The following is a 25724-nucleotide window of genomic DNA, read 5'->3' as shown; positions in this document are numbered from 1 at the left end:
ATGCCCTCCTCCCCAGTCCCATCGCGTACCCAGGTCGCCATCATCGGCGCCGGTCCAGCCGGTCTGCTGCTCGGCCAGCTGCTGCATTGCGCGGGCATCGAGACGCTGATCGTCGAGCGCCAGAGCGCGGGACATGTCGCCGCGCGCATCCGTGCAGGCGTCATCGAGCAGACGACGGCCGAGGCGCTGGACCGCGCCGGCGTCGGCGAGCGCATGCATCGCGAAGGCCTGCCGCATGATGGTGTGGAGCTGTGCATAGACGGCCATCGCCATCGCATCGATCTGGCCGATCTCACGGACGGCAAGCGCGTCATCGTGTATGGGCAGACGGAGCTGACCCGCGACCTGATGCAGGCGCGCGCCAGCGCAGACATGCCGACCGTGTATGAGGCGCAGGAAGTCAGCGTGCATGGCTTCGACGGCGCCCGGCCCTTCGTCCGCTTTCGCAGCGAGGGCCAGGTGCACGACGTGGCCTGTGATTACATCGCCGGCTGCGATGGCTTCCATGGCGTCTGCCGACCCAGCATTCCGCCCTCGGCCGTACGTACGTTCGAGCGCGTCTACCCCTTCGGCTGGCTCGGCCTGCTGGTCGATGCGCCACCAGTGGCCGACGAGTTGATCTACGTGCGCAGCCCGCGTGGCTTCGCGCTGTGCAGCATGCGCTCACGCACGCGCAGTCGTTACTACCTGCAGTGCCCGTTGGATCACAAGGTGGAGCAATGGAGCGATGAGGCTTTCTGGAATGAGTTGCGCAAGCGCATCGATCCGCAGGCAGCAGCCAATCTCGTGACCGGCCCCTCCATCGAGAAGAGCATTGCGCCGCTGCGCAGCTTCGTCAGCGAGCCGATGCGCTTTGGCCGCCTGTTCCTCGCCGGCGACGCGGCGCACATCGTACCGCCGACGGGCGCCAAGGGCCTCAACCTCGCAGCCGCCGACGTGCTGCTGCTTGCCGATGCCTTCATCGAGCACTACCACGAGCAGTCCGACGCCGGCATTGATCACTACTCCCTGCACGCACTGGCGCGCGTATGGAAGGCCGAGCGCTTCTCGTGGTGGCTCACCTCGTTGATGCACAAGTTCCCGGAGAACGCCGGCTTCGGCGAGCGCATGCAGGAAGCCGAACTCGCCTACCTGATGAACTCGCGCGCCGCGCAGCAGGTACTTGCGGAGAACTACGTCGGTTTGCCGATGGAGCTGCACTGACTGAGGGCAGTCACAAGGCAGACGTCATTCCCGCGTAGTGGAGTTTGCAGGCATGGCGGCGATTGCCGAGAGCTCGCAAACGGGAATGACGTCGTGAGGATGAAGTCCGCAGCGCTCCGCGAATACGAAGCGACAGGACTATCCGTAGCCTACTTCGCCAGACTGCGGATCCAGGCGATCAGGTTGTCGATCTCGCCCTTGTCCTTGGTCTTGATCATCTTGTGCTCCTCTTCCGTGCCGTCCGCGAACTTCACCTTGGGCGACTGGGTGAGCTGTTTGAGGATCTCGGCATCGGCGTCGGGCTTGCCCTTGAGCTTGGTGGCGATGCTCTGGAAGGAGTCAGCTTCCTTCTTCTTGTCGATCTGGTGACACTTGAAGCAGCCTTCCTTCTTGGCAAGGGCTTCGGCCTTGGCTGCATCCACTGCACTGGCGGCACCCTGTGCGTAGAGCAGGCCGACGAGTGACAGTCCAAGTGGAACGATATGTTGCATGCGATAGGGCTTTTTCATGAAGGGCCTCCGGGGAAAGGTCGGGTTGTAGTCGATGCCGGGCATCAGTGCTCATGCCAGCCCGTAATCATGGTCTTGTACAGGCTGGTAAGCCGCACACCCATGGTTCCAAGATAGATGTGGGTCACGGCGAAGAGCAAGATGATGACGGCGCAGACGAAATGCAGGACGGCCAGCGGCAACAGGCCATCAAAGCCGAACAGCTTGACCGGTGCCGCCTGCGGGTACAGGAAGATGAGCCCGGTGACCACGGTGACGGGCAGCACGATGTACATGATCAGCCAGTAGATCACTGCCTGCAGCGCGTTGAAGTTGACCTCCTTGGTCACCGCATAAGGCTCGGGCTCCCCTTTGAACACGCCCCAGCAGTAGTAACGTGTCTGCATCCAGCAGCGCTGCAGGATGCCGGGCGGCTTGGGCACGTACTGCCACCAGTTGCCGGTGACGGCATTGGCGATCACGAAGAAGGTATAGAGGCAGGCCAGTGCCACGCCAGCCGCGTTGTGGATGCGCATGGCAAGCGAGAACTCGATGAGTGCCGTCGGCCGCGAGAAATGCAGGCTCATGCCGGTGATGCCCAGGGTGATGATCAGGGCGGCATTGGTCCAATGCCACAGGCGTATCCACAGCGGCAACAAGTAGATGCGTTCGCTCATTCTTTCTTCCTCCTGCGCAGCCGCGCGGCGATGAAACGCAGCAGGCCGTGCACCAGCACACCCACCACGGTGAGGCCGGCAAGCACGAAGAAGACGGTGTCGAGCACGGCGTTGCGCGTGGCCCCGACCACATAGGCATGGCCGGCCATGACGCTGTTGAGAAAGCCCATCTTATGCTGCTCTTCCGTCGCGAGGTAGCGGTACAAGCGCACCTTGAGCTGGCTGTCGGCAGAGTGGCAGGTCACGCAGCGACGCTCGGCCTTGTCCTTGTTCACGATCTCGTGCGAGAGCATGTCGTGGCTCAGCGGCGTGTGGCACTCGACGCAGCGCACGGCCTGCCAGTGCATGCGCGCGTTCGGCAACCAGGCATGGATCTCGTCGATCTGCGGTCGAGTTTTCTTCTCGGGTGCAAAGCGGGCGAAGGTCTCGTCGGAATCGTGGCAGCCGAGGCAGACGCGGTTGTCCTGCGCGACGATCTTGCGCGGATCCTGCAGCTTGGAGGCGACGCGCATCAGGTGCGGGTCATGACAGGTCGTGCAGGTGAAGGTGTCGGCCATGTTCTTGGCGTGTACCGACTTCATGAACTCCGCTTCGATCTTGTCGGCCTTGCGCGAATGACAGTCCGAACAGGTGCTGGTGTTGTCCTTCGCGTCAGCGGCGTGCGGGAAGTCGTCGTAACCTTCGTTATGACATTTGGTGCAGGCCAGCTTGCCGTGATCGGAGTTCTTGAAGGCATCGCGGTCGCGCACGGCCTCGCGCAATTTCTTCATGTCGAGACCCGCTTGCGGCGGATGCTCCTGCGCTTCTTTGGCATGGCAGGAGAAGCACTTCTCGTTGGCGACGCGCGCTTTCTCGATGGCTTCAGGGCTGGGGCCGGTCTGTGCCTGCGCAGAGCCGGCCAACAGCATGACGAGTCCGCACAACGCCCACGCCAGACGGCGCCAGACACGCAAAGCGGATTGCGGCGCTGGGCGCGCCGCGGGAGGGTCGGATTCGGCGTAGTGGCGTATCACGCTCGGGCAGCCTCAGAACTTGTAGTTGTAGCGCAGCCCAACAAAGGTGGATGCCTGCTTGGTTTTGGCCGTCACTGTCGTGCCGTCGACGACACCCGTGTAGCCCGCGCCGGTACACCCCGTGCATGCCTGGGTGCCGCTGTAATAGGAGAATGGCGAGCCATCGGCGAGATTCCAGGCCCAGTCATCGGTTTGCCACTGCTCGAAGACCACGCCGAAGGTCAGGTCTGAGGCTTTGTCGATCAGGTACTTGGTATCGAACTTCAGGCGCAGCAGCTTGTTGCGGGTGTCTGATAGCGGCCCCGTGGTCCCGGTCGGATACGCGCTGCCCGTGCCGAGCAAAGTCAAGTCCTGCGAGGAGCTGTTGGTGCTGCTGTACCAGTCGACGCCAAAGCCGCTCTCGATTTTCGAACTGAACTTGACGCGCATGGTGGCGCCGAGCGAATCGCCCTTCTCCTGCAGATTGGCGTCGCGCAGCGCATCAGCCGAGCCGCCGCTGGCCTGGCGGTAGCCGACCGAGCGCGCCTTGCTCAGGTCATAGGCATACCACGCCGACAATACCCAGTCGTCGGTGAACGTGTAGCTCATGTCGACCGCATAGGTCTGCGCACTGCCATCGCGTGGGCCGTACGGCCGGTCACCTTGCGGATAGTCGTCATGCGAGAAGTCGGCACGGAACTGCATGGAGAGCATCTCCAGCGGGTCCCAGTCGAGCTGGGCACGTACCTTGTCGCGGATACGGTCAGCGAGATGGATGGGGTTGATCTGGTTGGAATACGGCGCAGTACCATCGGCCCGCGAGAACGCCCCACCGCTGCGATCGCTATGGAAGTAGGTGAAGCTGCCGTTGAGGTTCTCTGCCATCGCACGACGCAGCTGCGCGCGGTAGGTGATCTCGTTGAGGCTTTCGCGATAAGGCACGTACACGGCGCCGGTGAGTGGCACGGACCTGTCCTGGTCGGAGTAGTCCACCCCGCCCGTGATGTTGAAGCCCAGCGGCAGGCGGTAGGTCGCCTCGAGTTTGCCGCTGGTGGTCGTGTAGGACTGCGGCGTGTTGTAGACCGTCGCGACACCCGTCGTATTGCTGCCGACGTAACCGGCGAGCGGCGTCTTGTCGTTCACGTCGTAGTAGCGCAGGTTGGCCATCAGCGACAGCTTCGAGCTTGGGCGCGAGGTCAGCCCGGTCTGCAGCAGCGTGGTCTCCACCTTGCCACCGAGATGGGAAGGCGCGTTGACGAAGGGCGCATTGGCGCCGCCCAGGTCGTACGACGGAATATGCTGATCTTGCGTGGCCAGCGTGTAGGCAGCCTTGAAGGTTCCTCGCGTGCTCGAGGTAAAGCCGTAGCCGCCATCCACGAACACCTGGTGAGCCTGGTTGTCGAGTGGTTGCGAGATCGGCGTGACCGCATTGAAACTGGCATTGGTGCCGCCGCTGACGCGATTGAGCTGCTCGAACAGCATGGGGTTGTGGTTCTGGTACGCACTCCCCGAGTAGCCGCCAGAGAGCTGCAGCTTCTCGCCTGCATACTGCAGGGTGGCGTCGAGTTGCTGGATATTGCTATCGACGGGCTCGACCGAGAATAGCGCTGCGCTACCCCAGCCGATCTGCCGCGTACCCTTCTTGTCCTCGTTCTTGAATTCGAGCTTTGCCGTCCACCCCGGCGAAAGGGTCGCAAAGCCGCCTACGCGGATGCCCTCACGCTCGGTGCCAAGTTCGACCTCGCTCCTGGGAAACGAACCCAGGTTGGTGCCGGTCGTGACCGTGGTGCTGCCGATGCCCTGCAAACCGGTATTGATGGAGAAGGGATTGTCGCGCGGCAGTTTGCTGTATTCCAGGAAGCCGCCGTAGCGCCCCTGGCGCAGGTAGTCACCGCGCAACTCGCGGTTATCGAGGCCGAGATTGGTCCCGCGCAGCGTGAACCAGGTGCCGGTCTCCTCGTTGCGTCTCGCCACATCCGCGTCGAGCAAGAGGTAGGAGCCCTTGCTGCGCATGCCGTCGTAGATGCCTTGTTGTGGCCGGTCGTTGGACCAGTAGCCCCAGCCAATGGAAACGTTGCTGGCGGGCTTGGTCAGCTCGTCCAGGGCTTCGTCCGCGCGCGCGCCGCCGAAGGCGCCGAGCAAGGCCGTCGTGAGTAGACTGAGACGCAGCGTATGCGCCCGGAGAGAGTGTGTTCTATGCACGGTGCATCCTCCCCATCAGCGTCGGAAGCGGCCGGCGGTTGCACTGTTGACCGTGCTGTTGCCGCCATGAATGTTGGTGTGACAATTCAGGCAGCCACGCGCGACGGTGCCGAGCATGGAAGTCGAATTCGATGGTGCGTTGGGCAAGGCTGCGGCCTGGCCGGGATGGCTGTCGTGCGAGTGGCAGTCCTGGCAGAGGAAAGGCGCCCGCGCCTTGAGCAGGTTGGGGATCGTCGTGCCGTGCGGTTGGTGGCAGATGCCGCAGTCCTCGGTCACCGGCTGATGGTTGTGCACGAAGGGCCCGCGCTTCTCCATATGGCAGGTGAAGCAGGTCTCGTTGGTGGATGCCTTGACCAGCATCTTCGGATTGTCGCCATGCACGTTGTGGCATGAGGAGCAGGTCATCTTGCCTTCCACGACAGGATGGTGCGAAGCCTTGCTGATCTGGTTGCGCTGCTCCTTATGACAGGCGAAGCAAACCTCGGCCTGTGTCTGCTTCTCGCGCACCTTGTCACGCTGGGCGTGCACGCTGTGACAACTGCTGCAGCTCAGGTCCTGCAAGCCATGGGTGCTGGTATGCCAACCGATGCGGTTGCCTTCCTTGTGGCAGGAGAGACAGGCCGCATTGCGTGCTTCGACGGGGGTAGCGCCCTGCTTGCTGAACAACACGTCGGGCTTGGTATTGCCGCGTGTCTTGCGATGCTGATCGCTCTCGCCGTGGCAACTCGTACAGGAGGGGGTACGGCCATCGGCCCGCGTGCCGTGACGCGTCTTGCCGATCGCCATGACTGATGGATGGCGATTGGCCAGGGTGGGCGTGGCATCGTCCGATGCATCGTGGCAAGAGGTGCACACCGCGTCGCCGGTGAGGACGAGATCAGCGGGCTTGGCCGCCTTGTCGTCTGCGGCCAGCGCGCGCCCCGAGAAACAGGCTATGACAATCGCCCCTATCAATAGCGTGATAAAACGCCCCGAACGTTTCATTCTCGCCCCCCAAAGCTTGCCGTTCCACGAAGTGGCCCGGACAACCGGACCCCGCGCGCAGGTATTGCTTCTGACGCCATTGCCAGCATAGGTACAAATCCCCGTTTATGCCAATCCGCATTGCATAGCCGGCGCTATGGCCGCATTGCAGATCGATGCCCCCGGATGTGATCGGCATGCACGGCTGGCCACGATGCCAACCATGCTGCGCAGGCGTTCATGCCCGCTCACATCGCATGCCGGCAGTGTGCGGATGAGCGCGGGCGCGCCACAAGGGGTGAAATTGACCGCGGACAAATTGCCGAGAAAAAAAGAGAACGCGCCAGGCCGGGCCGTATCCACACGCCCCCTCCCAGCCAAGGCGCGCCCTGCGGGAGGGCACGCGAGCCAGAACTGTGCATATACTGTCGCGATGGACCAACCAGTACATTCCCGCCGCCGGGCGCCCGCTGCGGCTGCCACCATCGCCCGCAAAGCGCCGGCAAAGATTGCGGCCAAGCCCGCAGCCAAGGCCAAGGCGCGCACCAACGACCCGGAACGCACGATGGCCGAGATCCTCGCCGTCGCGACCGAGGAGTTCGCCTCCAAGGGCCTCAGCGGCGCGCGCATCGACGCCATTGCCGATGCCACGCGCACCAGCAAGCGCATGATTTATTACTACTTCGGCAGCAAGGAAGGCCTCTACCTTGCCGTGCTCGAAGAGTCCTACCGCAGCGTGCGCACCACCGAAGGCGAGCTGCATCTGGCCGACCTGTCGCCCGACGAGGCGCTGGCAAAACTGGTGGGCTTCACCTTCGATCACCACTGGGGCAGCCAGGACTACATCCGCCTCGTGATGACTGAGAACATCCAGCGCGGCGAGTACCTCGCACAGAGCAAGATCATCCAGAAACTCAATGTGCCGGCCATCAACGCCATCAACGCGCTGTATGAACGCGGTGTGGCCAGCGGCATGTTCCGGCCAGGCCTGGATGCCATCGATATCCATGCGTCGATCTCGGCGCTGTGCTTCTTCAATGTGTCCAACCAGTACACGTTCGACCTCATCTTCAAACGCAACGGCAAGACGCCGAAAGCGCTGCTGGCGCGGCGCGACAACATCATCGACATGATCCTGCGCTACGTGCGCAAGTAAGTCGGCGAGCGCCGCCAGACACCCCGGACTGACCGTCAAAACACCCGCCATGTCCCTCGCCGGACAGGGTACGGGTTATCACGCATACCGCAAAACTAACTAGTTCGTACATTATCGACAATGTGTTGACCTGGGTGCTTGACTTGCACACACCAGCTCGATCCATCAGCTAAAACAAAGCAGGTGTCCGGACGTCACGGAGCCGCTGAAAAGAGGAGACAAGGTTTCATGCTTACCCGATTCATCAATGGCTACTGCCGCCTGCTGGACTGGGTGGTCGCGGCCATGCTGGCGATCATGGTGGTGCTGGTGTTCGGCAACGTCGTGCTGCGCTATGCCTTCAACACCGGCATCAGCCTGTCCGAAGAGTTGTCGCGCTGGCTTTTCGTGTGGACCACATTCCTCGGCGCCGTTGTCGCGCTCAATGAACGCCGTCACCTCGGCACCGACTTCGTCGTCGCTACCCTGCCCCGCCTCGGCAAGAAGCTCTGCCTGGGTATCTCCTACGTGTTGATGCTTTACGCCTGCTGGTTGATGTTCTCCGGCGCACTGGCGCAGGTGCGCATCAACATGGACACCACCAGTGCTGTCATGGAAGCACCCGTCGCCTGGTTCTATGCTTCGGGCATGGTGTTCTCGGTGCTCGCGTCACTGATCATCCTGCGCGATCTGATCCGCTTGCTGAGCAGCAAGGTCAGCGACGCGGAGCTGATCATGATCCAGGAATCCGAAGATCTGCCTTCGTCGCCGCACGCCGGCGAAGCAGCACGCTGAGGGCCGATCATGACAATCGCAATCTTTATCGGCTCCCTGCTTCTCACCATGGCTATTGGTGTGCCCATCGCTTTCGCGCTGCTGCTGTGTGGCATGGCGATGATGTGGCAACTCAATCTGCTCGACCCACAGATCCTCGCGCAGAACGTCATCAACGGCGCTGACAGCTTCCCGCTGCTGGCCGTGCCTTTCTTCATGCTGGCCGGCGAGGTGATGAACGCCGGCGGCCTGTCGCGCCGCATCGTCAATCTCGCGCTGGCGCTGGTCGGCCACGTCAAGGGCGGCCTCGGTTACGTGACCATCGTGGCAGCCTGCATCATGGCAGCACTGTCGGGTTCGGCCGTGGCCGACGCGGCGGCGCTGGGTGCGCTGTTACTGCCGATGATGACCGCCGCAGGTCATGATCGCGCGCGCTCCGCGGGTCTCATTTCCTCGGCCGCCATCATCGCGCCCGTCATTCCACCGAGCATCGCCTTCGTGATCTTCGGCGTGGCCGGCAACGTCTCCATTACCAAGCTGTTTCTCGCAGGCGTGTTCCCCGGCATCTTGCTGGGCCTGTCTCTGTGGGTAACCTGGTGGTGGGTGAGCCGTCGCGAGAACGTCGTGCCGCCCAAGCGCAAGACGCGCAGCGAGGTCATGCAAGCGCTGCGCGAATCCACCTGGGCCCTCGTGCTGCCGCTGATCATCGTCTTCGGGTTGAAGTTCGGCATCTTCACGCCGACCGAAGCTGCCGTGGTCGCCGCCGTGTATGCCATCGCAATTTCCACCCTGGTGTATGGCGAGCTGAAATTGCGCGACCTGCCGCCGCTGTTCATGGCCGCAGCCAAGACCAGCGCCGTGATCATGTTCCTGGTGGCCGGCTCGATGGTCACGGCCTGGTTGATCACGGTGGCGCAGTTGCCCGCGCAGATCGTGTCACTGCTGGAACCGCTGCTCGACAGCCCCAAGCTGCTGCTGATCTCCATCATGATTCTCGTGATGATTGTCGGCACGGCACTGGATCTGTCGCCGACCATCCTGTTGCTGACACCGGTGCTGATGCCAGTGGTGAAGGCAGCCGGTATTGACCCGGTGTACTTCGGCGTGCTGTTCATCATCAACAACGCGATTGGTCTTGTCACGCCACCGGTAGGTACCGTGCTCAACACGGTGGCCGGGGTCGGCGGCATTCGCCTCGATGAAGTCACACGCGGTGTACTGCCTTTCATGATCGCGCAGTTCGTCGTGATGTTCCTGCTCGTACTGTTCCCTGACCTCGTCATGGTGCCCGCGCGCTGGATGATTGGACACTGACGGCACCAATTGCGTCGGCTGCGTTGCGTACGCCGCAGCCGACTTACCGGATTTGCGTACGAACCGTTCTCACCGGCCCATTCATCAACCAACAAACACACGGAGACCCACCATGAAACACCTGCTTCGTAGAACCCTCGCCGTCGCGCTGACCTTTGGCGCTGTCGCCTCCTCCGGCCTCGTGTCCGCACAGGAAATCCGCGAGCACGCCTTCAAGGTCTCGCAAGCCAACCCCAAGGGTCACCCGCTCGTTACCGGCGGCGAGAAGTTCGCCGAACTGGTGGCGGCCAAATCGGGCGGCAAGATGAAGCTCAACCTGTTCCCGGGCGGCGTACTCGGCAGTGATGCGGCCAGCGTCAGTGCCCTGCAAGGCGGCACCATCGAAATCGTGGTGCTCAACTCGGGCATCCTGGCATCGCAGGTGAAGGACTTCGCGATCTATGACTTCCCCTTCCTGTTCGCCAACGCCAAGGAAGCGGATGCTGTTGTCGACGGCCCGTTCGGCCAGAAGCTGCATGCCAAGCTGCAGGAGAAAGGGATCGTCGGCCTCGCCTACTGGGAGCTCGGCTTCCGTCAGATGACCAACAGCAAGCGCGCCATCACCAAGGTGGAGGATATTTCCGGCCTCAAGCTGCGCGTGATCCCGAACACCATCAACATCGACTGGGTCAAGGCACTCGACGCCAACCCCACGCCATTGGCATTTACAGAGTTGTACACCGCCATGGAGCAAAAGGCAGTCGACGGGCAAGAGAATCCACTGAGCGTGATTCTCGCCAACAAGTTCTCCGAAGTGCAGAAGTACCTGACCATTACCAATCACCAGTACAACCCGCAGTCGGTGATCTTCAGCAAGAGGGTGTGGGACTCGCTCAATGCTGCCGAGAAGAAAGTGCTGCAGGACGCAGCCACGGAGGCAGCGAAGTACGAACGCCAGGTCTCGCGTGAAGCCGACGCCGGCACGCTCGATCAGCTCAAGAAAGCCGGCATGCAGGTCAGCGAGCTCTCCGCTGCCGAGACTGCCAAGCTGCGTGAACGCATGAAACCAGTGATCACCAAGAACGGTGAGGCGATTCCTGACACGGTGAAGGACATGCTGGCCGAGCTGGACAAGGTTCGCAAATAGGCATCCGCAACTAGGCAGACATCGCAAGATCGTGCGCATCGTGGCCCTGCAGGCCAGGCCATGATGCGCACGCAAGGCAAGGAACTGGACGAGAGACTGGACAAGGCAGGCAACATGATTCGCGGCTCTACCTCCCTGATCGCGCACATCGGCTTCCCGACGCATACCTTCAAGTCGCCGATGATCTACAACCCCTATTTCGAGCAATCGGGCATCGATGCCATTGTCGTGCCAATGGGCTGCCAGGCGCCTCACTACGCGCCGCTGCTGCGCTCGCTGTTTCAATTGACCAATATCTGCGGCGCGCTGATCACCATGCCGCACAAGATTTCCACGCTGGATCTGGTCGACGTCGCCTCACCGACTGCGCGCATCGCCGGTGCATGCAATGCCGTGCGCCTGCGTGACGATGGCCGCTTGATGGGCGATATGTTCGACGGCGAAGGCTTCGTACGCGGCGTGCGCGGCAAGGGCCTGTCCCTGCCCGGCAAGCGCGCACTGGTCATCGGCTGTGGCGGCGTGGGTTCCGCTATCGCCGCCTCGCTGGCCGCCGCCGAGGTGAGCATGATTGGCCTCTTCGACATGCAGGCCACAGCCGCCGAAGCTCTCTCCGGACGCTTGCACCGCCACTATCCCCTGGTTGCGCTGACGACGGGCTCGAATGATCCCGCAGGCTACGACCTGGTGGTCAACGCCAGTCCGCTGGGCATGCTCGACGACGACCCCTTGCCACTGGATGTGGCGCGCCTCGACCCTGCAACCTTCGTCGGGGAAGTCGTCATGAAGAACGAGCTGACACCCTTCCTGCAAGCCGCCATGGCCCGCGGCTGCCCGGTACAGGTCGGCTCGGACATGTTGTTCGAACAGATCCCGGCCTACCTCGAGTTCTTCGGTCTGCCGACGACGACACCGGACAATCTGCGCGCGGTTGCGCAGCTTACGTACTGACCCGCAGCCCGATCCGGGAAAAATGGAGAACCGCCATGAACGCACTGACTTCCGGCCGTGAAATCGTACCCGAGGCAAGCAATCCCATCGGCATTGCCGGCATCGAGTTCATCGAGTACGCCACGCGCCAGCCACAAGCGCTCGGCCGTGTACTGGAAGCCATGGGGTTCCAGGCCGTGGCGCGTCATCGCTCGCGCGAGATCCTGCTCTATCGTCAGGGAACGATGAACCTGGTGGTCAACGCCCACGCCGACGACGCACGTGTCAGCGCAACCGAGGGCGGTACCCCGGTGATTTCGGCACTTGCGTTCCGTGTGCGCGACGCACAGCAGGCGCATGCCCGCTGTATCGAACTCGGCGCCTGGGAAGTCGCCAGCCATGCACGCGCCATGGAACTACACATCCCGGCGATTCACGGTCCGGGCGGCAGTCGCTTCTATTTCGTTGATCGCTGGCAGGAGTTCTCGATCTACGACGTGGACTTCGTGCCTATCCAGGGCGCCAATCCGGCGCCCCCTGCGATTGCCGGCATGCACTACTTCGGCATGGTGCAGTACGTAGGTGCCGGACGTGGCCTGGACTGGAGCGTGTATTACGAACGCATGTTCGGCTTTGAACCCATTTCCAATGAAGAGCGCTTCGGCATCATGCCCAAGGGGATGTTGATGCGCAGCCCTGCCAGCAGCGCCGGAGACAGCTTCCTGTGGCAGCTGGTCGAGCCGTTCGCCGGCGTCGAGGACGAGGAGCTGGTGAATGAAAGCCTGCAGCGCATCGGCATTGGCGCGCCCGATGTGCCAGGCGCTGTTGCGGCGCTCAGCGCACGCGGTGTCGACTTCGTGGACTCCACCGAGCTGCACCCCGAAGACCGCGGAGCGCTGACGCGCGCTGCACTCGGCTCGGTCGCCTTCGAACTGGTCCATCAAAGTGCATGAGCCAGCACGGCTTACAAAGGAGCACGCGATGACACTCTCCACGCACAAGGCCTTCATCTCCCAAGCGAATCCCTCACACTCGCTACGCGCGCAGGAGGCCATCGCAGGCTTCGGCATGGACACCATCAGCCAGGCAGGCTCGCTGGACGCCAAGCTCGCAAGCATGGCGCAGGCAGGCTTCTCGCAGGTCATGTTGTCGGCACGCGACCTCGTCGGCCATCCGGGCGGTGTGAAGGCGGCTGTTGCGGCCGTACGCGCCAGCGGCCTGCGTGCCACCGGTTTCCAAGTCTTGCGCGATTTTGAAGGACTTGCAGGCCCGCTGCATGGCTACAAGGTGGATATCGCCAAGTCCATGCTGGAGATGTGCGCGGCACTCGACAGTCCGGTGCTGCTCGCGTGCTCTTCCGTGTCGCGACATGCCACGCAGGACTTCGACGCCATTGCTCGCGACTTGCGCAAGCTCGCCACGCTGGCCATGCCGCTCGGCGTGAAAGTGGCGTTCGAAGGACTCTCGTGGGGACGCACGATCAATGAATACACAAGCGCCTGGGATGTCGTGTGCCGTGCCGATACGCCCAACCTCGGCATCGGCATCGACGCTTTCCACATCTTCGCGGCCAAGACGCCACTGGACGCCATCGACGACCTGGATGCCGAACGCATTTTCCTCGTGCAGCTGTCGGACTTCATGTGGCAAGAGACGCAGAGCTTCGAAGACCGCATGACCACTGCACGCACTTTCCGCGTCTTCCCCGGCGAAGGTGCCCACAGTGAAGCGCTGGCCGAACTGGTGATCCGCCTGGAAGCGGTCGGCTATCGCGGCGACTACAGCTTCGAAGTATTCAACGACGACTACCAGCAATTGCCACTGGAAGCCGTCGCCGAACGCGCGCGACGCAGTGCCTTGTGGTTGCGCGACGAAGTACTGCATCGCTCGGCACCATTGCCGGCCTGGGTCGCCAGCGCGCGCTGATCCGGCGGACACTCAAGACAAAAAAGGCTGCACACGTGCAGCCTTTTTCTTTTATGCAACGCAGGCATCAACCGCGTGCATCGCCCCACCGCAGCGGACAACGATCATCGCCCACGTAAGTCGTGTGACCGTTGCGATCCACGCAGTAACGCGGCGACACGATCATCTCGTTGAACAACATGCCGTCACCGATACGCGTGTATTCGAAAATCACGCTGCGCGCCACGGTCGCATTGCGGATGTGGCAACCATGGCCGATCCAGCTCGGTCCGACGATGGTTGCGCCGGGCTCGATTCGTACACTGGAGCCGATATATACCGGCCCTTCGATGCGCACCTTGTCCCAATCAATCTTGGTATTGAGGCCGACCCACACGCCAGGGCGAACCTGCGTGCCAGGCATTTCCATGTCTGCAACCTCGCCGCGCAGGACACGTTGCAACACGGCCCAGTAATCCGTCACCCTGCCGATGTCGATCCAGTTGAAGAAACGCTTCTGTGCGAAGAACGGCAGCTCCTTCTGCGCCAGCAAGGGGAAGAGCTCGCTGCCGATGTCATACACCGTGTTCGACGGAATGAGATCGATCACTTCCGGCTCGAAGATGTAGATGCCTGTCGACGCGAGCGTCGACTTGGCTTCTTCGGGCTTCGGCTTTTCCTGGAAGGACAACACCCTGCCCTCTTTGTCCGGCACCACGATGCCGTAGTTCTTCACCTCCTCGCGCGGCACGTCCAGCGCCACGACGCTGGCAAGCGCGTTCTTGTTCTTGTGCTCCGCCAGAGCCGCACCGATATCGAGATCGATGATTGCGTCGCCGCACAGCACCAGGGTGGTCTCGTCGAAGAAACCACTATTGTCCTGGATGTATTTCATGCCGCCCGCCGAACCCTTGGGCTTCGGCAACATGTCACCGTGCTCGTAAGCGCCTTCGTAGGAGTAGCCGATCTCGACACCCCAGCGATGACCGTCACCGAAGTACTCCTCGATCTTGCGATGCATGAAGGCTACGTTGATCATGATCTTGGTCACGCCATAGCGCGCCAGATGTTCGATGAGATACTCCATCACCGGCTTGCCGAGGATGGGAATCATCGGTTTCGGAATGTCTTTCGTCAGCGGACGAACCCGCGTGCCCTGGCCTGCAGCCAGGATCATTGCCTTTGCCATTTGAGTCCCCAGATTTTGTGCAAGCGCCATTTTGCGAAAAGCCGCGCAACGGGCGATGCAACTAAGTCACAGTCCAACAAGAGATGCGCGAGTATAGCGGCGAGAACATTTCGCGACTGCGACGCTGCCCGCCAGAGCAATACCAAAAGAAAAAGGCCGCAAACTCTGCGGCCTTTTTTACTACAACATACTCGCTCAAGCAGCCTTGCCGCCCGCCGAATCGCCGGTGTAACGATGGCGATTGACGATACGCTTGTCACGTGGATGCGTGCCAGGCACGGCCGAAATGAGCGCCTTGGTGTAAGGATGCTCCGGCGCGCCGCAGATCTTGTCTGCGGGTCCTGTTTCGACGATCTGACCCTTGTACATCACCGCAACGCGGTCGCAGAAATAGCGGATAACGCCGATATCGTGCGAGATCAGGATGAAGCTCAGATTGAGCTTGTCCTGCAGATCCAGCAGCAGGTCGAGAATCTGCGAACGCAGGGTCACGTCAAGCGCGGACGTTGCTTCGTCAGCAATGATCAGACGCGGGTTCAGGGCCAAGGCACGCGCAATACCGATACGCTGACGCTGACCACCCGAGAAGGCGTGCGGATAACGTTCCATTGCAGCAGGCGGCATACCGACCGTCGCCAGCAGATCCGCTACGCGATTGCGCAGCTCGTCGCCCTTGGCGATGCCGTTAACCAACAGCGGCTCGCCCACGATCTGACCGATCGTCATACGCGGATTCAGCGACGCAAACGGATCCTGGAAGACCATACGGACTTCCTTGTGAACGCTGCGCAATTCCTTCTTGCCGGACTTGGCCAGGTCCACGATCTGTCCGTCGCCCATGCGGTACAGCACTTCGCCGTCGGTCAGGCTGAGCACGCGGATCAGGCAGTTGCCCAGCGTGGTCTTGCCCGAGCCCGACTCTCCAACGATACCGAGATTCTCACCTTCGTACAGATCGATCGAGACGTTATCAAGAGCCTTGAACGGCGCGGCAGCCTTGCTACCACCCAGGAAAGTCTTGCGGCCTGGATAGATCTTCGAAACACCACGCACTTCCAGCAGCTTGCGTTCCGACACCTTGGTATTACGGGTGCGGCGAGCCGACGTTTCCAGCTTGCGCACGGAATCGATCAGGCGGCCGGTGTACTCGTTTTGCGACGAGTAGAAGATCTGCTCGGCCGGTCCGAACTCCAGCATCTTGCCGTTCAGCATCACGCCGATTTCGTCGGCAATCTCTGCCACCACGCCCATGTCGTGGGTGATGAACAGCACGGCCATGCCATAGGACTGTTGCAGTTCCTTGATCAGCGCGAGGATTTCGGCCTGCGTCGTCACGTCCAGCGCAGTCGTTGGCTCGTCGGCGATCAGGATCTTCGGGTTGCAGGCCAGGGCCATTGCAATCATGGCGCGCTGACGCATACCGCCCGAGTACTCGAACGTGTACTTGTCGATGGCGACGCCCGGGTTGGGGATCTCCACGCGACGCAGCAGCTCGATGGCACGCGCGCGCGCCTCGACCTTGTCCACGTTCTGGTGCAGCAGGATCGATTCGCAGATCTGGTTACCGATCGTGTGGATCGGCGACAGGGAGGTCATTGGCTCCTGGAAGATCATGGCAATGTCATGACCACGGATGCCGCGGATTTCCTTGCCGCGCGGGTGCAGCTGAGCGAGATCAACCACTGACCCGCCGGCTTCGCCGGTCGCGTTGTAGATCATCTGCCCGCCCATGATGCGGCCAGGAGGATCGACGATCTGCAGGATCGAGCGCGCAGCAACCGTCTTGCCCGAGCCGGATTCACCCACGATACAAAGCGTCTTGCCGCGTTGCATCTGGAAGCTCACATCATCAACCGCGCGCACGGCCTTGTCGCCCGTACCGAAGTAGGTCTTGAGGTTGCGGACATCAAGAATGATGTCGCTGGATGGGGTATTCACGTTATCAACCATGTTCTTCAACCGTCAGTGTGAGTACGGGTCAGCAGCATCGCGCAGACCATCACCCATGAAATTCAAAGCCAGCACCGCAATCACCACCGCCAGACCCGGAACGAACAGCCAGGGAGCAGCTGCGATGGAACGGATGTTCTGGGCTTCCTTGAGCAGCACGCCCCAGCTGATCGCAGGCGGTTGCAGACCCAGACCCAGGAACGACAGCGAGGTTTCAGCCAACACCATCATCGGGATTGCCAGTGTCACAGCCGCGATGATGTGCGATGCCAGCGATGGCAGCATGTGGCGGAAAATGACGCGCGATTCGCTACAGCCATCCAGTTGTGCCGCCACGACGAACACTTCGCCGCGCATGGCCAGCAGGCGTCCGCGAACCACACGTGCCAGCGACGTCCAGCCGATCAGCGAAATGATCACCGTCACAGCCATGTACTGGTAATGCGCAGGCCAGTCCTTCGGCAGTGCGGCGGCCATAGCCAGCCAGATCGGAATGGTCGGCAGGGAGATGATGAACTCCGTCACACGTTGAATCACCCAGTCGATCTTGCCACCGTAGTAACCCGAAATGCCACCCAGAATCAGACCCAGGATCACGGACAGGACAACGCCGATCAAGCCAAGCGACAAGGTAAAACGTCCGCCGTAGATGACGCGGCTGAACATGTCCCGACCATTGCGATCAGAGCCGAACAGATAGAACACTTCACCATGCTTGGTTGGACCAAAGAAGTGAATGTCGGTCTTGAAGAGCCCCAGGAAGTTGTACTCGAAACCATGCACGAAGAACGACACGTCGATCTTCCTGTCGGCATCACGCACATAGGTCTTCTTCAGGGTGTCAGGATCAACCTGTTCCTTCAGCACCGTGACATGGGGATTGAAACTCGTATTCCCCTTGCTATCGGTATAGAACAGATGGATGCCTTGAGGCGGATGGTAGGCCTTGGCCTTGTATTCGCCTTCCGCGCGCAATGCATCTTCCGGATTGAAAGGTGCAAGGAACTCGGAAAAAACGGCCATGACGTATAGACCCAGCACGATATACATGCTGATCAGTGCAAGCCTGTGCTTCTTGAAGCGCAGCCACATCAGTGTCCATTGCGAAGCGTATTCGATACCGCCCCGCAGGTTGGCCATGTTGACCTGGACGGCCGGCGCCGTCGATGCTGTTGATTCGCTCATTGTTCCAACCTGATACGTGGGTCAAGGATAACCAGAAGAATGTCGGAGATCAGCGTACCGACCACCGTCATCATGCTGAGCAGCAGCAGGAATGCTCCTGCGAGATAGATGTCCTGCGACAGCAGCGACTGATAAAGCAGCGGGCCGGCCGTAGGCAGGTTCAACACGATGGAGGTGATCACCGCCCCGGACACAAGGTGCGGCAGGATCATGCCGATCGTACTGACGAAAGGATTGAGTGCGACGCGTACTGGATACTTCATCAGCAGCTTGACTTCAGACAGACCCTTGGCACGTGCCGTCACAACATATGGCATGTACAGCTGGTCGATCAGGTTGGCGCGCATGATACGGATCAGACTTGCAGTCGAAGCAAGACCGAGGATGATCATCGGGATCCACAGGTGATGCAGCAGGTCGTTGAATCGAGCCCAGGACCATTCGGCGTTAGCGTACTCTGCCGAGAACAGGCCCGTGACGTCCAGACTCCAGTACTTGACCGACAGGTACATGAGCACCAGTGCAATCAGGAAGTGGGGGACAGCAAGACCGATGAAACCAACAAAGGTGAAGAAGTAATCACCGATGGAGTAGCGGCGCACGGCGGAATAGATACCGATTGGCAACGCGATACCCCAAGTCAGGAACAAGGTCCCGACCGACAGGATGAGGGTGAGGTTCATTCGCTCACCGATGAGCGAGGAGACCGGGCTGTTCCATTCGAAGGAGTAGCCAAAATCGCCCTGCATGATGCCTACGATCCAGTGGAAATACTGAACCATGATGTTTTGATCCAGGCCGTAGCGATGACGCATATCGACCATGGAGGCCAGATCAACCACTTCGCCGGACGCTGACTTGGCCGCAGCCCAGCTATCAACGAAGTCGCCTGGCGGCAACTGGATGAGGATGAACACCGTCAACGACACCATGAACATGAACGGTATCGCCGACAACAGACGTCGGAATATGTAGGAAAGCACGGTGAATCTCGCTTGAAAACCGCTACGGGGGAAGGAACCCGGGGATCACTCCCCGGGTTGGATGCTACAGACTACAGCTATGCAGACTGATTACTTGCCAGTGGCGAAGAACCACTGTTGCAGCAGAGCCGGGCCTGGCGTTGGGTAGGTCCAGCCAGACGGCATCTTTTCATACAGGTTCGTGAGCTTGGCGTTGCGGACGCCAGTTTCGACTGCCGGACGAACCGTACCAATGACTTCGAATTCGTTGGCGGCCTCTTCAAGGATTTCCTTGAACAGACGGTCACCTTCATCCTTGGTCTTGGCAACCAGCCACTGATCGTACAGAGCCAGACGCTTCTTCATGCTCGGCGAAGGCTCTTCACCTTGCTTGCCGTTCGTGAGGTAGTACTTGGTCCATTCCAGGCTCATGCGCGACTCGGTCGGGTGGAACGCGAGGTATGCACGTGGATTGAACGGAGCATCCATACCGCCAGGGAACACGTCGGTACTCAGATCGAAGTTGTTTTGCGCAGCACGATCGTAGTACAGGGTACGTTCGGAAGCCTGGATCACCAGCTCAACGCCAACCTTTGCCCATTGCTTGCGGATCAGGTCCAGCGTATCAACCATGGTCGATTGAGCGATCTGGGCAATTGCACCGATCGACACGCGACCACCATCTGGATACAGACGGAAACCATCAGCATCCTTCTTGGTCAGGCCAACCTTGTCCAGCAGCTCGTTGGCAAGCTTCGGATCGTAGTTGAGGTATTGCTTGCCCAGCTTTTCGTTGTACCACTTCGACTGCTGCAGCGGACCACTTTGCCAAGGCGTTGCTTGACCCAGGAAGATGATGTCGTTGATTTCCTTACGGTCGGTCGCTTGCGACAGAGCCTGGCGGAAGTCATGGTTACGGATCAGCTTGCGCAGCTTCTCGTTCTTCGTGGAGTGATTGAGCCACAGACCCACTGCATTGGCGTTCACGTTCTCCGAGTTGAAGATCTTGTAACCGCCCTTGGCCTGGTTTTCAGCCAGGACTGGACGGTTCTGGATGCCCGACACGTGACGCAGCATGAAGTCCAGCTGGCCGTTGATAGCTGCCAGAACGATGGTTTCAACTTCCGAAATCACTTGCAGTTGCACTCGATCGATGTACGGGAGTTGCTTGCCAGCCGTGTCGACTTGCCAGAAGTACGGGTTGCGTTCCAGAACAACCTTGGTTGCGCTACCGCCGTAACCTTCCTTGATGACCCATGGGTCAAGCGTAGGACGGTCAGGATTCACCCAACGGTTAGCCTGGTCGGTTGGCTCGCCACACTTGTTACGGAACAGCTGACCCCAATCCTTGGCCTTTTCCTTGGCCATCAGATCGTTGATCTGCGTGTTGTACTTTGGATGGAACTGGCTGCAGTACTTCTTTTGCCACATGGTCGGGAAGTTCGCGACCGGCGTTGCCAGTTGTTCGAGGAAGGTGATGTAAGGGCCGGCGAACTTGAACTTGATGGTGTAATCATCAGTCTTGGTCACGACTGGCGGCTGGTCCTTGATCGCGAACATGGCCGGCAGTGCCGAGGTGTAGCCCTTGTTTGCGACAACGTCGTTCATCGAGAAGATGATGTCATCAGCAGTGAAAGGGGTGCCATCCGACCAGCGTGTGCCCTTGCGCAGCACGAAGGTGTACTCGGAAGCGTCTGCATTGACCGTCCAGCTCTCTGCCAGATTTGCTTCAACATTGTTGAAGTCCATCGTCCAGCGAACCAGATTCTGATTGCCTACGAGGCGGAGAATTGCATTTGCATCGCCGTTACCACGCAGCGCCGTGCGCAGTGTGCCGCCGTAGGTACCCACCTTGACGAGCGGCTTGATGACCTGTGGTTTTGCCGGCAGACGTTGGTCGACCGGGGGAAGCTTCTTTTCTTGTACCAGCTTGTCCAGCATGGGCGACTGCGAGAACGCAGCATAAGCCCACATTGGCATAGCCGAAGCAGCAGCCACAAGGGCGGCGGCAGCCAGCTGTTTGGATGGGTTGAACCTCATCGTTTCCTCCTAAGGTTGTAAGAACGGGCTTTTGCTCGCTGGCGACACCAGGTCCCTGCCGACGCCGCTAATCAATATTTAGCCCGCCGAATGCTACTACACTCAGCGGCGCGATCATACAAGCCACACAGAAGGTCAGACAAGCCAAAAAGGGCCTTGCGCTGCAACACTTTCCGCGCATTTTTTTGCAAAATCGCGTCTTCATATCGACGGGTCGAAAATCGAACTATTCGGGAACTTAGACGACCTTCATTTAAGCTCAACGATCAGTCAAATCTATCGGCCCCGCAACAGGGTTTATACGAGTTTTCCCTAATTCCAAAAAAAAAGCGATGTGCAGTGCACAATTTGGCGACACATTAGAGCAATTTGTCACGTCAAGTGATCCCGCACGCCAGATACGTTGACACCCGTCAAAAAAAGCGACCCGGGCGTCGCCGCACCTCATGGAGCTAACAGCCAGATCTGCTTCAGAATTCCCGCAAGGAGACCGATAGACTTGAAGAATCCGAGGGAAGAGAAGTGCAGCATGCAACCTAGCCACGGCAGTCGAGCTTGCGGTTCGATTACATCCAGCCCGGGAGATGAAGCCTCACGCCCCACGCGCAACTCCAGCATTGCGACAGGGATGGCATGCCGGGTTTCCGAAAGGGAACGTCGCCCCGCAGCACCATACTCCCGAGCTTCCTGCGTGTTCGCAGGACGTACGCACTCGCAGAGAAACGCCCTTGCCCCATTGCTCCGCGCCGCGCACCACATTCCGATTGGCGCATTGGCCGCGAACGCCCTGTCAGCACCCCACCCCTCGTAACCGCCATGCGCTCCACACTCCGCCTGCGCTCTCTTTTCCCCCGGAAGCTGCACTTTCAGCTGGCAGTCGTCTTCAGCCTGCTGTTCGCAAGCTTCATCGTTCTGTACACCCTGTACACCGCCAACGAACAGTACGCACTCATCGAGCACACCATGACCGAACAGGCCAGCTCGCTGACAACCGGCCTGGCAGCCTCTTCGGAGCAAGCACTGACGACTGGCGAGGTGTGGCAGCTCAATACCATCATGAAGCAGGCCAGTCGCTACCCTGGTCTCGAACAGATTGATCTGACCGATCCGGCAGGCATCCTGTTGTCGAGCGCCTTCGCCGAGGGCGACACACATGAAAGCGGCAAGCCGGTCTTCAAGTTGCAGGTACCGACCCCGCGCGGCACTTACATCATCCCGGGCATGGCACCTGTCCACGGTCACAAGACGCTGGAGATCTGGGTGCCGGTCGGCGCCGAGTTCGAGCTGGGCTGGATGCACGCCCGCTTCTCCCTCGCGGCTGCTGAAGCGGCGCGCCAGCGTTTCTATTTCGACAGCTTGTGGTCCGGCATTCTGGTCAGCGTACTGGCAACGATCTGCTTTGCGCTGTTCCTGCGTCGTCCGATGCAGAAACTGCAAAGCGCGACCACCTTCGCATCGCGCCTGGACAATGACCAAGGCAGCGTCATGTCCGTAGATTCGGGCGTCGCCGACATCGATGCGTTGGTCGAAGCACTCAACTGGGCTTCACTGCGCTTGCAAGACCAGCAACGGGAGCTCACGCGCAGCGCAGCGCACTTCCGCAGCGTTGTCGAAGGCTTGTCTGAACTGGTCTTCGAGACGGACCCGGACCTGCGCTGGACTTATCTGAATCCTGCCTGGACCGATATCACGCAATACACGCTCGAGGAAGGACTCGGCCGTTCGGTACTCGACTTCACGCTGGACGATGAGAAGCCACGCATTGCCAGCACCTTCAAACCCTTGTTCAAGGGCGAGATCGAATCGCTGCGCGATCAGTTCCGTTATCTCGCCAAGGATGGCAGCGTGCGTACGCTGGAGGTGTTTGCACGCGCACGCCGCGACGAAGCCGGCGCCTTTCTGGGCTACACAGGCTCCGTCAACGACATCACGGCTCGCACGCTGGCCGAGCAAGCGATCAAGGAACAACTGCATTTCGTCGAACGCCTGATCGACAGCATTCCGAACGCAATCTACGTGAAGGATTGCCAGGGCCGTTACGTGACCTTCAATACAGCCTTCGTGAAGATGTTCGTCATCGAGCGTGACGCCTGGGTCGGCAAGACCGTCTTCGAGCTGCTCGATGATCCGAACGAAGCAAAGTGGCACCAACAGCATGACAATGCCATGTTCAACGGCCCTGTAGGCACGCAAAGCTTCGAGCGACATTTGCGCGCGCGCGACGGCCACGAGCTGGACGCGCTGTATCACAAATCCCTTTTCGTCGACGCCAACGGAAAGGCTGCAGGCATCGTCGGCACCATTACCGACATCTCGGATCGCAAGGCCGTCGAACAAGCCGTGCTTGAAGCGCGCGACGCCGCGGAAATTGCCAATCAGGCCAAGAGCGATTTCCTCGCCAATATGAGCCACGAAATCCGCACACCAATGAATGCTGTCATCGGCATGACCCAGCTGGTGCTGGACACGGATCTGGATGAACAACAGCGCGAGTTCATGACGCTGGTCAAACAATCGGCCGATTCGCTGCTCAACATCATTGACGACGTACTGGACTTCTCGAAAGTCGAAGCCGGTCGCATGAGCTTCGAGCGCATTCCGTTCAGCCTGCGCGAATGCGTGGACAGCGCCATCTCCACCTTGGGACCGCGCGCCGAAAACAAGAATCTCAACCTCAGCAGCGAGATCGACGAGCGCATACCCGACGTCGTTTGCGGTGATCCGCATCGCCTGCGACAGGTACTGCTGAACCTGCTCTCCAACGCCATCAAGTTCACCGCAGCGGGATCTGTCGACGTCGATGTCACACTCGACGCCATCAGCGGCAAGCGGGCCGACATCTGCTTCTCGGTCAAGGACAGTGGCATAGGCATACCTGCCGACAAGCTTGAACTCATCTTCGAGAGCTTCTCACAGGCCGACACCTCGACAACGCGCCGCTACGGCGGCACCGGTCTGGGGTTGGCCATCTGCAGACGACTTGTTGCCGGAATGGGCGGGCAGATCTGGGTGGACAGCGAGCCCGGACGCGGCAGCACTTTCTTCTTCTCCGTCGTGCTCGATCTGGCCAGCGAGGAAGAGGAAGCCGCCAGCCTGGCGCTTCTACGCACGCCGCAAGCCATGCGGCCCTTGCATCTACTGCTCGCCGAAGACAATCCAGTCAACCAGACGCTCGCCGTGCGCATGCTGAACAGCATGGGCCACTCCGTCGAACTGGTCGAAAATGGTCAGGAGTGCATCGACAAGCTACGCGCTCATGGTGCGAACCTGCCCGCATTCGACGCAGTATTGATGGATCTGCAGATGCCGATCATGGGTGGTCTGGAGGCCTGCAGCCTCATTCGCGCGCATGAAAAACAGCATGAGGAAGCCCACATGCCAATCATTGCGATGACCGCACACGCCTTGCGCGGCGACCGCGAACGCTGCTTCGAAGCGGGCATGGACGGTTACGTCACCAAGCCAGTACTGGCTGGCGCACTACATGCGGAATTGCTACGCGTACTATCCCCTGCCGATGCGGCAGCCCTGACTGGTGACACGGGAGCTTATGCCATGAACGGAACCGAAGCGGGCTCAAACTTTGATCGCAACTGGATGCTGACACAGATAGGTGGCGACGAAGAGTTGATGCACGAGGTGATCGGCATCTTCCTGTCAGGCTACGACGAGATGCAGGCCGATCTGCAGAGAGCCGCTGCCGGGAGCGACGGCAAGAGCGTGCGCGAAGCCGCCCACTCCATCAAGGGTGCTGTCGGTAACTTCGGTGCGACGCACGCAGTCGCTGCCGCCCTTGCCCTGGAGAACGCTGGCGAAGATGGCAACACGACCGTTTTCCTCGAACTCGGCGAACGCCTGCGAGGCTTGCTGCAGAGTCTGAAAACCGGGCTGGAAAACGAGCTGGCACAACACAGCAGCTGATCGGGCAACCGGAAAAATCCGGAAACCGCGATGGTGTTCAGGCGTTGCTCGCAACCTCGCGCTGCATTTCCTCAACGCCGAGGTGGCGCACGTCACGACCGCACACAAGGAAGACAACGTGTTGTGAGCAATTCTTGGCGTGATCGCCGACACGCTCCAGCGCTTTCGCGGCAAACAGGATGTCGATGCTGCGCGAGATGGTGCGCGGATCTTCCATCATGAAGGTGATGAGCTGACGCATCACCGCCTTGAATTCGGCATCAACTTCCTTGTCTTGTTTGACCACCTCTGCCGCGGCGTTGAGATCCAGACGCGCCATGGAGTCCAGTGATTTGCGCAGCAGCTCGATCGCGAGATTGCCCATGTGCTGGAGCTGGACACGCGGCGTCGATGAGATGGCGTCCGGCGTATGGATGGACTTCGCAACCTTGGCGATCTTCTTTGCCTCATCGCCAATACGCTCCAGATCCGTCACTACCTTCGAAACAGCGAGGATGGAGCGCAGATCCGTAGCGGCCGGTTGGCGCTTGGCAATGATCTGCGCACAGGCCTCATCCAGCTCGACTTCCAGCTCATTGACGCGCTTGTCGTTCTCGATCACACGCTCGATCGTCACAAGATCGCCGCCGACCAGGCCTTCGAGCGCCTTGACGACCTGCAGCTCAACATAGCCGCCCATCTGCAGCACGCGCGTACGGATACTTTCGAGTTCAACGTCATACTGGCGAACGGTGTGATCTGTCATGGCTACTCTTTCTGTGCTTGCGAATC

The 25724-nt window shown here is 60.3% G+C and carries 20 protein-coding genes; 9 read left to right on the top strand and 11 right to left on the bottom strand.

Annotated features, from left to right (window positions below; genetic code table 11):
- Positions 1 to 1203 carry a 4-hydroxybenzoate 3-monooxygenase gene (pobA, locus tag VVD49_RS10380; protein ID WP_327599109.1) on the top strand — a complete coding sequence of 401 codons (1203 nt, stop codon included), beginning with the start codon at positions 1 to 3 and terminating at the stop codon, positions 1201 to 1203.
- A 149-nt stretch (positions 1204 to 1352) separates the two neighbouring features.
- Here the strand turns inward: pobA and VVD49_RS10375 are convergent, their stop codons facing one another.
- Genes VVD49_RS10375 through VVD49_RS10355 form a run of 5 tightly spaced genes read right to left on the bottom strand, consistent with a single transcriptional unit; the run spans position 1353 to position 6546 of the window.
- A complete protein-coding gene (locus VVD49_RS10375; RefSeq protein WP_327599108.1) occupies positions 1353 to 1712 on the bottom strand; it encodes a c-type cytochrome in 360 nt (119 codons plus the stop codon).
- Between the two features lie 44 nt (positions 1713 to 1756).
- The gene (locus VVD49_RS10370; protein ID WP_327599107.1) at positions 1757 to 2368 is read right to left on the bottom strand and encodes a cytochrome b/b6 domain-containing protein; all 612 of its coding nucleotides are present in this window, start codon (positions 2366 to 2368) and stop codon (positions 1757 to 1759) included.
- Positions 2365 to 3381, bottom strand: a complete 1017-nt coding sequence (locus VVD49_RS10365; RefSeq protein WP_327599106.1) for a cytochrome c3 family protein — start codon at positions 3379 to 3381, stop codon at positions 2365 to 2367. Before VVD49_RS10365 ends, VVD49_RS10370 begins: the two co-directional genes overlap by 4 nt.
- A gap of 12 nt (positions 3382 to 3393) precedes the next feature.
- Positions 3394 to 5562 carry an MtrB/PioB family decaheme-associated outer membrane protein gene (locus tag VVD49_RS10360; protein ID WP_327599105.1) on the bottom strand — a complete coding sequence of 723 codons (2169 nt, stop codon included), beginning with the start codon at positions 5560 to 5562 and terminating at the stop codon, positions 3394 to 3396.
- A gap of 15 nt (positions 5563 to 5577) precedes the next feature.
- A complete protein-coding gene (locus tag VVD49_RS10355) occupies positions 5578 to 6546 on the bottom strand; it encodes a DmsE family decaheme c-type cytochrome (RefSeq protein ID WP_327599104.1) in 969 nt (322 codons plus the stop codon).
- Between the two features lie 412 nt (positions 6547 to 6958).
- On the opposite strand from VVD49_RS10355, the gene VVD49_RS10350 reads away from it, so the two are divergent.
- From VVD49_RS10350 to VVD49_RS10320, 7 genes are all read left to right on the top strand, one after another.
- Entirely contained in the window at positions 6959 to 7681 is a 723-nt protein-coding gene (locus VVD49_RS10350; protein ID WP_327599103.1) for a TetR/AcrR family transcriptional regulator, read from the top strand.
- 228 nt (positions 7682 to 7909) lie between these two features.
- On the top strand, positions 7910 to 8455 hold the full coding sequence (locus tag VVD49_RS10345; protein ID WP_327599102.1) for a TRAP transporter small permease: 546 nt from the start codon (positions 7910 to 7912) through the stop codon (positions 8453 to 8455).
- 9 nt (positions 8456 to 8464) lie between these two features.
- Positions 8465 to 9748, top strand: coding sequence for a TRAP transporter large permease subunit (locus VVD49_RS10340; protein ID WP_327599101.1), 1284 nt, complete (start codon positions 8465 to 8467; stop codon positions 9746 to 9748).
- A 112-nt stretch (positions 9749 to 9860) separates the two neighbouring features.
- Entirely contained in the window at positions 9861 to 10874 is a 1014-nt protein-coding gene (locus tag VVD49_RS10335; protein ID WP_327599100.1) for a TRAP transporter substrate-binding protein, read from the top strand.
- 60 nt (positions 10875 to 10934) lie between these two features.
- Positions 10935 to 11822 (top strand): shikimate dehydrogenase family protein, encoded by an 888-nt coding sequence (locus VVD49_RS10330; RefSeq protein ID WP_327599099.1) that lies wholly within the window; start codon positions 10935 to 10937, stop codon positions 11820 to 11822.
- A 35-nt stretch (positions 11823 to 11857) separates the two neighbouring features.
- On the top strand, positions 11858 to 12754 hold the full coding sequence (locus VVD49_RS10325; protein ID WP_327599098.1) for a 4-hydroxyphenylpyruvate dioxygenase: 897 nt from the start codon (positions 11858 to 11860) through the stop codon (positions 12752 to 12754).
- A 28-nt stretch (positions 12755 to 12782) separates the two neighbouring features.
- Positions 12783 to 13727 carry a sugar phosphate isomerase/epimerase family protein gene (locus VVD49_RS10320; protein ID WP_327599097.1) on the top strand — a complete coding sequence of 315 codons (945 nt, stop codon included), beginning with the start codon at positions 12783 to 12785 and terminating at the stop codon, positions 13725 to 13727.
- Between the two features lie 67 nt (positions 13728 to 13794).
- Here the strand turns inward: VVD49_RS10320 and VVD49_RS10315 are convergent, their stop codons facing one another.
- The 5 genes from VVD49_RS10315 to VVD49_RS10295 form a co-directional block, all read right to left on the bottom strand.
- Entirely contained in the window at positions 13795 to 14895 is a 1101-nt protein-coding gene (locus VVD49_RS10315) for an NDP-sugar synthase (RefSeq protein WP_327599096.1), read from the bottom strand.
- A 195-nt stretch (positions 14896 to 15090) separates the two neighbouring features.
- Complete coding sequence (locus VVD49_RS10310) at positions 15091 to 16833, bottom strand: ABC transporter ATP-binding protein (RefSeq protein ID WP_327599095.1); 1743 nt, start codon at positions 16831 to 16833, stop codon at positions 15091 to 15093.
- Between the two features lie 24 nt (positions 16834 to 16857).
- Positions 16858 to 18030, bottom strand: a complete 1173-nt coding sequence (locus VVD49_RS10305; protein ID WP_327599094.1) for an ABC transporter permease — start codon at positions 18028 to 18030, stop codon at positions 16858 to 16860.
- Positions 18027 to 19013, bottom strand: a complete 987-nt coding sequence (locus VVD49_RS10300; protein ID WP_327599093.1) for an ABC transporter permease — start codon at positions 19011 to 19013, stop codon at positions 18027 to 18029. The genes VVD49_RS10305 and VVD49_RS10300 overlap by 4 nt, the downstream gene beginning before the upstream one ends.
- A gap of 90 nt (positions 19014 to 19103) precedes the next feature.
- A complete protein-coding gene (locus VVD49_RS10295; protein WP_327599092.1) occupies positions 19104 to 21032 on the bottom strand; it encodes an ABC transporter substrate-binding protein in 1929 nt (642 codons plus the stop codon).
- Between the two features lie 816 nt (positions 21033 to 21848).
- On the opposite strand from VVD49_RS10295, the gene VVD49_RS10290 reads away from it, so the two are divergent.
- A complete protein-coding gene (locus tag VVD49_RS10290) occupies positions 21849 to 24953 on the top strand; it encodes a hybrid sensor histidine kinase/response regulator (protein WP_327599091.1) in 3105 nt (1034 codons plus the stop codon).
- 37 nt (positions 24954 to 24990) lie between these two features.
- On the opposite strand, the gene phoU is transcribed toward VVD49_RS10290, so the two are convergent.
- Positions 24991 to 25698 carry a phosphate signaling complex protein PhoU gene (phoU, locus tag VVD49_RS10285; RefSeq protein WP_327599090.1) on the bottom strand — a complete coding sequence of 236 codons (708 nt, stop codon included), beginning with the start codon at positions 25696 to 25698 and terminating at the stop codon, positions 24991 to 24993.
- Positions 25699 to 25724 lie beyond the last annotated feature (26 nt).

The organism is Uliginosibacterium silvisoli (assembly GCF_036017035.1).
Taxonomy (GTDB): domain Bacteria; phylum Pseudomonadota; class Gammaproteobacteria; order Burkholderiales; family Rhodocyclaceae; genus Viridibacterium; species Viridibacterium silvisoli.
The sequence above is the reverse complement of the archived record's forward strand: the minus strand, read 5'-3'. Positions and strand labels throughout refer to the sequence as shown.